Origin of the sequence: Propionivibrio sp. (genome assembly GCF_017995515.1) — a bacterium.
GTDB lineage: Bacteria > Pseudomonadota > Gammaproteobacteria > Burkholderiales > Rhodocyclaceae > Propionivibrio.
Genome location: NZ_JAGOIT010000128.1, coordinates 1 through 8,581, shown reverse-complemented (window position 1 = coordinate 8,581; position 8,581 = coordinate 1). Strand labels below are relative to the sequence as shown.

The following is an 8,581-nucleotide window of genomic DNA, read 5'->3' as shown; positions in this document are numbered from 1 at the left end:
GCCCTCGTATTGATGGCGCGTTCGCCGCGGGTCTTTGCAGGAGCCCGATTCATCGGGCGAATGGACGGGTCCGCAAGCGGAAACGCTGTGATCGCGCAGCGAGCTTTGCTCCAGCATGTACATTTGTTCAGTACGTCGTCCATTTCACGCTCGAATGCGCCGACTCGACCGCCTTCTCGATGAAGCGCACGCCACGTGCACCATCGATCAGTCGCGGAAAGTCGCCTTCGAGCGGCGCCAGCGCGCGCTTCTCCTTGCGCGCCCGGATCGCTTCGCCGGCGCCGGCGTAGAGGTTGGCGAAGGCTTCGAAGAAGGCTTCCGGGTGGCCGGAGGGCAGTCGCGTCGCCTTGGCGGCGGCATCGCACAAACCCGGCCCGCAGCGCGTGAAAAGTTGCGGCGGCGCGTCGAGCGGGGCGAACCACAGCTGGTTGGGGTTCTCCTGATGCCAGGTCAGCGATCCCTTGCTGCCGAAGATGCGGATGCGCAGGTCGTTCTCGCAGCCGATCTCGATCTGCGACGAGATGAGCACGCCGCGCGCGCCGTTGGTGTAGCGCATCAGGATGTTGCCGTCGTCGTCGAGCTTGCGGCCGGGGACGAAGGTCGTCAGGTCGGCGCAGAGCGACTCGATCTCCAGCCCGGTGATCGTCGCCACCAGATTCTCGGCGTGCGAGCCGATGTCGCCGACGCAGCCGGCGATACCGCTCTTTGCCGGGTCGGTGCGCCAGTCGGCCTGCTTGTTGCCCGTGCCTTCGAGCAGCGTCGACAGCCAGCCCTGGTTGTACTCGACGATCACCTTGCGGATTTCGCCGAGCTGGCCGCTGGCGACCATGTGCCGCGCCTGCCGCACCAGCGGGTAGCCAGTGTAGTTGTAGGTGACGGCGAAGACGACACCGGACTTTTCCGCCGTGGCGATCAGGTCGTTCGCCTGCTCCGAGGTATGCACCAGCGGCTTATCGCAGACGACGTTGATATCGGCCTCGGCGAAGGCCTTGGCTACCGGGTAGTGCATGTGGTTGGGCGTGACGATGCTGACGAAGTCGATGCGCTCGGACGCCGGACGGCGCAACTCATCTTCCAGTAGCGCCTGCCAGGTCGGATGATTGCGCGCATCGGCAAGGCCCAGTTCACGGCCGGAAGCCAGTGCCTTTTCGGGGCTCGACGACAGGGCGCCGGCCACCAGTTCCATTTGTCCATCGAGCGCCATCGCGCGGCGATGCACGCCGCCGATGAAGGCGCCCTGACCGCCGCCGACCATTGCATAGCGCAGTTTTTCCATTTGGGTTCTCCTGATTGTCCTGAAAAGCTCAGTTCTTCACCGCAAAGGCGCAAAGGCGCAAAGGCGCAAAGGTTCGCAAAGAGAATCAAAACGCTACGCAAGCACTTAGGGTGAACACCATGTGCCATCAATGCGTTGTTCGTTGTCTTTGCGATCTTTGCGCCTTTGCGGTGAGATTTTTTTGGACTACTTCTTCTCGAATGCCGCGTCGAAGGCGACGCCCGATGGCTTGAAATCGACGCGCCGGCAGAAGGCGGCGCTCTCGGTCGCGCCATGGACGCGATCCATGCGGCCGTCTTCCCACTCGACCGAGAGCGGGCCGCGATAGCCGATGTCGTTCAGCGCGACGATGATCTGTTCGAAGTCGATCATGCCGCGCCCGACGCTGCGGAAGTCCCAGTAACGGCGCGCATCGCCGAAGCTGACATGGCCGCCGAAGACACCGACCGAGCCGTCGCCGCGGTCCCACCAGGCGTCCTTCATGTGTACGTTGCGCACACGGTCGCCCAGCGTGCGCAGGAGCTTGACGTAATCAACGCCCTGATAGCCGAGGTGGCTCGGGTCGAAATTGACGCCGAAACGCTTGTGCTGCTTGACGGCTTCCAGCGTGCGCTGCATCGACGCCAGATCGAAGGCGATCTCGGTCGGGTGGATTTCCAGCGCGAAGTCGACGTCGACTTCATCGAAGACGTCGAGGATCGGCGTCCAGCGCGCGGCGAAGTCGGCGAAGCCCTTGTCCCAATACGCTTGCGAGGTGGGCGGGAAGGCGTAGATCGAGTGCCAGATCGACGAGCCGGTGAAGCCGGTGACCGTCTTGACGCCGAACCTGGCGGCGGCGCGTGCGCAATCCTTCATTTCCTGCGCGGCGCGCTGGCGCACGCCTTCGGGATCGCCGTCGCCCCACACGTGCGGCGGGACGATGCTCTGGTGGCGCTCGTCGATCCGATCGCAAACCGCTTGGCCGACCAGATGGCAGCCGAGCGCAAAGCATTGCAGGCCGTGCTTTTCGAGCAGCGCGCGCTTGTCGCGCACGTAGCTGTCCGAGGCCAACGCGGCCTGAATATCGAAATGGTCGCCCCAGCAGGCGAGTTCCAGCCCGTCATAGCCCATCGACTTGGCGAGCGGCGCGAGTTCGGCGAGCGGCAGATCAGCCCACTGGCCGGTAAAGAGTGTGATTGGTCGGGTCATGGTGTCCTCATGCGAATGCGTGGTCGCTGTACGAGCTGTGCTGCGAAGATGATTCAAATAACTTTTCGGCTTCCGTCATTCCGGGCTTGACCCGGAATCCAGAGGTGCACTACTGGATTCCGGCGTTCGCCGGAATGACGTGGCTTCCTCCTAGAACGGCGAATCCGGGAAGTAGTACTGCGCGGCGTTTTCCTTGGTGATCAGCACCGACGGGATGATCGTCGTGGCCGGCATTTCGGCGCCCTTGACGCGGGCGTCGGCGGTCAGCTTCATCGCGTCGGCGATCATGCTCGGCGAGTAGGTGACGTTGGCCTTGACGATCGGGTCGCCGTCCATGACCTTCTTCACGTAGCCCTTGGCGCCGGCACCGCCGATGACGAGCTTGACGTCGCTGCGCTTGGCCTGTTCGATGGCCTTCTGTACGCCGACGGCCATGTCGTCATCCGATGCCCAGACTGCGTCGATCTTCTTGAAGCGGGTCAGGTAGTCCTGCATCACCTTGAACGCGTCGTCGCGGTTCCAGTTACCGTGCTTGGCGTCGAGCACCTTCATGCCCGGATTGGCCTTGATGACTTCGTTGAAGGCATCGACGCGCTGGTTGTCGATGACAGTCGGGATGCCGCGCAGGATGACGAGGTCGCCCTTGCCGCCCATTTCCTTGGCCATGAACTCGGCCGCGACCTTGCCAAAGCCGGGGTTGTCGCCCGCAACGTAGGCGTTCTGTGCGCTGGTGTCGGTCAGGCCGCGGTCAACCACGGTAACGAAAACGCCCTTGTTCTTGATCTGCGCGACCGGCTGCGTCAGCGGTGCCGATTCAAACGGCAGGATGACCAGCGTGTTGATCTTGTTGACCGTCTGCAGGTCCTGAATCTGGTTGGCCTGCTCGGCAGCGGAACCGGCCGTCTTCACGACGACCTTGATGCCCGGATACTGTTTTTCCAACTCGGCCTGCGTGCGGTTGGCCCAATACACCACGCCGCCGGCCCAGCCGTGCGTCGCCGCCGGGATGGAAACACCCATCACGATCTTGTCGGCCTGGGCGAAAGCGAAGGTGGAAGCGACAACAGCACCGGTAACCAGCAGTTTGCGAACGATCGATTTCATGGTCCTCTCCTCCAGATACTGAGTTGATTTAGGTTTGCTGCAAAGCGCTAACACATCCACCGTTCGTGGTGAGCTTGTCCCCCAAGGGGATTTCCTTCGGGGCATCGAACCATGAACAGGCGCACAGGACGGGCATCCCGCCCTTCGACAAGCTCAGGGCGAACGGTGGTGGGAGAACAGCCAGTTATCAGAACGGCGAGTCCGGGAAATAGAACTGCGTGGCGTTTTCCTTGGTGATCAGCACCGACGGAATGATGTAGGTCGCCGGCAGCTTCTCGCCCTTCAGGCGTGCTTCCGCCGTGAGCTTGATCGAGTCGTACATGAACTTCGGTGAGTACGAGACGTTGGCGACGATGCGCGGGTCCTTGCCGTCCATCAGTGTCTTGATCATGCCCTTGGCGCCGGCGCCGCCGAAGACGATCTTGATGTCGGTACGCTTGGCCTGGTCGATGGCCTTCAGCACGCCGACCGCCATGTCGTCGTCAGCCGCCCACACGGCGTCGATCTGCTTGAAGCGCGTCAGGTAATCCTGCATCACCTTGAAGGCGTCGTCGCGGTTCCAGTTGGCGTATTTGGCGTCGAGGATCTTGATGTCCGGCGAGTTCTTCAAGACGCCGGTGAAGGCGTCCCAACGCTCGTTATCCAATGTGGTGGCGATGCCGCGCATGGCGACGAGATTGCCTTTCCCGCCCATGGCCTTGGCCAGATATTCAGCCGGGATTTTGCCGAAGGCGGTGTTGTCGCCGGAGACATAAGCGTCCTGCGCGCTGGTGTCGGTGAGGCCGCGGTCGACGACGGTGACGTACACGCCCTTGTTATGCACTTCGGTGACCGGTTTGGTCAGCGCGGCCGATTCGAACGGGAAGACGACGAGCGCATTGATCTTGCTCACGGCCATCAGGTCCTGCAGCTGGTTGGCCTGTTCGGCGGCGTTGGCAGCGGTCTTGACGATCACCTTGAGGTCCGGATTGGCAGCTTCGAGATCCTTCTTGGCCTGGTTCGCCCAGAACACGATGCCACCGGTGAACCCGTGCGTCGCGGCGGGGATCGCGACGCCGAGGACAACCTTCTCGGCGGCGACGGCGGTTGTACTGAAAGCGGCCATGGTGGCCAGTGCGGCGGCGGTAAGCGTCAGTTTGCTGAGGATCGATTTCATTGTGAGTGTCTCCTTGTATTGCCGATTGATCGGAATTGCTGGTGACTGCGGTGGGTGAATCCTGCTGCTATGAAAATCGCTGCTATCGCCGGCTGCGTTGCAGGAAGGCGACGATGATGATGACGATGCCCTGGACCGCGGCGTTGAGATACACGCTGATGATGCTGGTCAGGTTGAGGATGTTGCTGATGACCGAGAGCAGGATGGCGCCGATCACGGTGCCGGCGATTTTGCCTTCGCCGCCCTTCAGCGCCGTGCCACCGACGATGACCGAAGCGATCGCTTCCAGCTCCCAGAGCAACCCTGTCGTTGGTGATGCCGAGCCGAGGCGAGGGACGTAGAGCACCGTCGCGACGCCGACGCAGACGCCGAGCACGACGTAGGTCAGCATCTTGATGCGGTCGACTTCCACAGCGGCGTAGCGCGCCACCTGCTCGTTCGAGCCGATCGCCTGCACGTAGCGGCCGTAGCGCGTGCGGTTGAGCACCAGCGCGCCGACCAGCGCGGTGAGCAGAAAGACCCAGATCGGGATCGGCAGGCCGAGCACGCTGCCGTAATAGACAGGGCTATAGACGTCGGAGACGGCGTTGTCGAGCGTGATTGCGCCGCCGTTGGCGAAGTAGGTGAGGTAGGCGCGGAAGATGCCGAGCGTGCCGAGCGTGACGATGAACGGCTCGATGCGGCCCTTGGTGATCAGCAAGCCATGCGCCAGCCCGAACACCGCGCCGAGCAGCAGCGCGAAGACGATGCCGATGGTGACGACCACATACGGCGAACTGATCGATGTGCTGATGCCGTTCATCAGCAGGATCATCGCGCCGGCGATCAGCGCGGCCATCGAACCGACCGACAGATCGATGCCGCCGGAGATGATGACGAAGGTCATGCCGACGGCGATGATGCCGATGAAGGCCGTACGCGTGAGCACGTTGAGAACGTTGTCGGCGGTCGCAAAATCGGGATTGAGCGCCCAGCCGGCGATGCACAGCAGGACGAGGCCGAGCAGCGGGCCGAGGTCCTGGATGCGTTGCACGAGTCGACCGGACTGGCCGGCGGACGTGTCGGCGGTGGTTTTAGTGAGTACCGGTGGCATGAGCGATCAACTCCTCTTCGGTTAGCTGGTCTGCGGTAAGCGTGGCCTGCACCTTGCCGCCGCGCATGACGACGACGCGATGGCACAAGCCGATCAGTTCCACAAGTTCGGATGAAATGACCACCACGCCCCGGCCCTCGCGGGCGAGGCGCTGGATCAGGAAATAGATGTCGCGCTTGGCGCCGACGTCGACGCCGCGCGTCGGCTCATCGAGCACGATGATCTTCGGGTCGGCGTGCAGGAACTTGGCGAGCGCGAGCTTCTGCTGATTGCCGCCGGAGAGCGACGCGGCCCGGTTGTTGAGGTCGCCGGTGCGGATGCCGAACTCGTCGACCTTCTCGCGCAACGCCGCGCGTTCGGCCTTCGGGTCAAGCAGCGGGTGCGCGTAGCGTTCGAGCGTGAGCAGCGTGAGGTTCTCGCGCAGCCCGAGGTGCACATGCAGCCCTTTGCCCTTGCGGTCTTCCGAGAGGTAGGCGATGCCGTGGCGCACGCCCTGGCGCGGACTCTTCAGGTCGATCGCCTGGCCATCAATCTCGATCCGGCCGGCACTGCGCGGACGCAAACCGAGCAATCCCTCGAACAACTCGGTGCGGCCAGCCCCGACCAGCCCGGCAAAGCCGAGGATTTCGCCGGGACGCACCTCGAAACTGACGTCCTGCGCCCAGCCGGGAACCGTGACGCCGCTGACCTTGAACATCGGCGCGGCGGCCGGCGGGACATCCTTGGGCGGGTACATGTCGGACACGTCGCGGCCGACCATCAGGTTGGCCATCTGCTGGCGCGGCGTTTCGGCGGTGGGGGCGCGCGCCACGAAGCGGCCGTCGCGCATGACGACGACCTCGTCGGTGACGCGTTCGACCTCGTCGAGCTTGTGCGAGATGTAGATGATCGTCACCCCTTCCGACTTGAGCTGCGCGATCAGGGCGAACAGGCGCTCGGTCTCGGTCGGTGTGAGCGTCGCCGTCGGCTCGTCCATGACGAGCAGGCGGGCGTTGCGCGACACAGCCTTGGCGATCTCGACGAGCTGCTTCTCGGCGACGATCAGCTTCCTGACTTTCGTTTCCGGATCGGCGTGCAGCCCGATGCGCTGCATGGCCGCCTTGGCGGCGGCGTTCATCGTGCGGTCGTCGAGGAACAGTCCCTTCTGCTTCTCGTGGCCGAGGAAGATGTTCTGCGCAATCGTCAGGTCTTCGGCGAGGTTGAACTCCTGGTGGATGAGCACGACGCCTTCGCGCTCGGCCTCGCGCGAGTTGGCGAAGCGGTGCGGCGTGCCGTTGATCGTGAAGTCGCCTTCGCTCGCCTGCTCGTAGCCGGAGAGGATCTTGACCAGCGTCGACTTGCCGGCGCCGTTCTCGCCGAGCAGCCCGACGACCTTGCCCGGTTCCAGCGAAAAACTGACCCCGTGCAGTACTTCGACGAGGCCGAAGCACTTGGTGACCGAACGGAAATCGACAGCAAGGCTCATGACTCGCTCCCCGGCAAAACGCCGCGCACTCGCATCGTTTCCTGGAAGGCCATCGCCGCGCAGCCGATGACGCCGGCGCGATCGCCGAGCGGCGCGTAGAGGATTTCCAGGTGGCGCGTGGAGAGCGGCAGCGAGCGCTGGTAGATGCTCTGGCGGATCGAGGCGAGGAACATCGGCCCGATGTGCGAGATGCCGCCGGCGATGAAGATGTGCGACGGGTTGAAGAAATTGACGACGGTCGCCAGCATCTGCCCGATCAGCTTGCCCGAGAGCTTGATGATCGCGTTGGCCGCGACGTCGCCGCCTCGGCTGGCCTGGCCGACGTCCTCCGGCGTGATGACGCCGTTCGCCGCAAGCACCTGCGCCAGTTGCGGGCTTTTCCCCGCCTTCGCCGCCTCGGTGCCCTGGCGCGCGATCGCCGGGCCGGCGGCCATGATCTCGACGCAGCCCTGGTTGCCGCAGTGGCAGCGTTCGCCCACCGGATCGACGCAGATGTGGCCGACGTCGCCGGCCGAACCATTGGTGCCGCGATAGATCATGCCGTTGCAGACGATACCGCAGCCGATGCCGGTGCCGATCTTGACGACGAGGAAGTTGGGCAGCTTGCGGTGCAGGCGCCACAGCTCGCCCATGGCCATCACGTTCACGTCGTTGTCGATGAAGGCCGGCGCAGCGTACTCGTCGCGCAGGTACTCGCGGATCGAAAAGCCCTCCCAGCCGGGCATGATCGGCGGTGCGACGAGCAGGCCGCTGTCGAACTCGACCGGCCCGGGAACGCCAATCCCGATGCCGATCACCTTCTCGGCGCGGACGTTGCAGCGCTTGCGCAGGTCGCGCAGGATGTCTTTCACGCGCGAGAGGACAACGCCCGGTCCTTCTGCAATCTCGATGTTCTCGGCGTGGTGGGCGAGCACCGTCATGTCCGGAGCGATCAGCGCGACGTCGACGCTCGAAGCGCCAAGATCGATGGCGGCGAGCACGCCCATTTCGGAAGAAAGCAGCAACGTCTCGGGACGACGCCCGCCGGAAGAAACCTGCGGCCCCGTCTCATCGAGCATGCCGCGCTCGATCAGCGCCGCCGTCGCCATGTTGGCCTTGCTGCGGGAAAAGCCGGACTGCTCGGCAAGCTCCGAGCGCGAAATACCGGACGACCAGAAAACCGTCTCCAATACCGTGATCTCAGCGGGCGAAAGATCGTCCCAGCGAACCATCACTTACCCCTCCTTATGGTCGAACACGAATGTCCGGCGGCTGACTTCGCCTGTTTGAACGGATCATAGGCGCCGTCACTTTGGATAG

At 63.7% G+C, this 8,581-nt stretch carries 7 protein-coding genes; all 7 read right to left on the bottom strand.

Annotated elements, in window-relative coordinates; all coding sequences use genetic code 11:
* Positions 1–127: 127 nt before the first annotated feature.
* Positions 128–1,276, bottom strand: a complete 1,149-nt coding sequence (locus tag KBA32_RS15350) for a Gfo/Idh/MocA family oxidoreductase (protein WP_294360715.1) — start codon at positions 1,274–1,276, stop codon at positions 128–130.
* Between the two features lie 186 nt (positions 1,277–1,462).
* Positions 1,463–2,464, bottom strand: coding sequence for a sugar phosphate isomerase/epimerase (locus tag KBA32_RS15345; RefSeq protein ID WP_294360713.1), 1,002 nt, complete (start codon positions 2,462–2,464; stop codon positions 1,463–1,465).
* A gap of 150 nt (positions 2,465–2,614) precedes the next feature.
* Entirely contained in the window at positions 2,615–3,568 is a 954-nt protein-coding gene (locus tag KBA32_RS15340; RefSeq protein ID WP_294360709.1) for a substrate-binding domain-containing protein, read from the bottom strand.
* A gap of 187 nt (positions 3,569–3,755) precedes the next feature.
* On the bottom strand, positions 3,756–4,724 hold the full coding sequence (locus tag KBA32_RS15335; RefSeq protein ID WP_294360707.1) for a substrate-binding domain-containing protein: 969 nt from the start codon (positions 4,722–4,724) through the stop codon (positions 3,756–3,758).
* Between the two features lie 82 nt (positions 4,725–4,806).
* Complete coding sequence (locus tag KBA32_RS15330; RefSeq protein ID WP_294360702.1) at positions 4,807–5,817, bottom strand: ABC transporter permease; 1,011 nt, start codon at positions 5,815–5,817, stop codon at positions 4,807–4,809.
* A complete protein-coding gene (locus KBA32_RS15325; protein ID WP_294360698.1) occupies positions 5,798–7,282 on the bottom strand; it encodes a sugar ABC transporter ATP-binding protein in 1,485 nt (494 codons plus the stop codon). The genes KBA32_RS15330 and KBA32_RS15325 overlap by 20 nt, the downstream gene beginning before the upstream one ends.
* Positions 7,279–8,493 (bottom strand): ROK family transcriptional regulator, encoded by a 1,215-nt coding sequence (locus KBA32_RS15320; RefSeq protein WP_294360696.1) that lies wholly within the window; start codon positions 8,491–8,493, stop codon positions 7,279–7,281. Before KBA32_RS15320 ends, KBA32_RS15325 begins: the two co-directional genes overlap by 4 nt.
* Between the last annotated feature and the right edge of the window lie 88 nt (positions 8,494–8,581).

Bases quoted from the DNA above. Each gene is read 5' to 3' on its own strand.
- KBA32_RS15350 (WP_294360715.1), bottom strand. From the start codon at position 1,276: ATGGAAAAACTGCGCTATGCAATGGTCGGCGGCGGTCAGGGCGCCTTC.
- KBA32_RS15345 (WP_294360713.1), bottom strand. From the start codon at position 2,464: ATGACCCGACCAATCACACTCTTTACCGGCCAGTGGGCTGATCTGCCG.
- KBA32_RS15340 (WP_294360709.1), bottom strand. From the start codon at position 3,568: ATGAAATCGATCGTTCGCAAACTGCTGGTTACCGGTGCTGTTGTCGCT.
- KBA32_RS15335 (WP_294360707.1), bottom strand. From the start codon at position 4,724: ATGAAATCGATCCTCAGCAAACTGACGCTTACCGCCGCCGCACTGGCC.
- KBA32_RS15330 (WP_294360702.1), bottom strand. From the start codon at position 5,817: ATGCCACCGGTACTCACTAAAACCACCGCCGACACGTCCGCCGGCCAG.
- KBA32_RS15325 (WP_294360698.1), bottom strand. From the start codon at position 7,282: ATGAGCCTTGCTGTCGATTTCCGTTCGGTCACCAAGTGCTTCGGCCTC.
- KBA32_RS15320 (WP_294360696.1), bottom strand. From the start codon at position 8,493: ATGGTTCGCTGGGACGATCTTTCGCCCGCTGAGATCACGGTATTGGAG.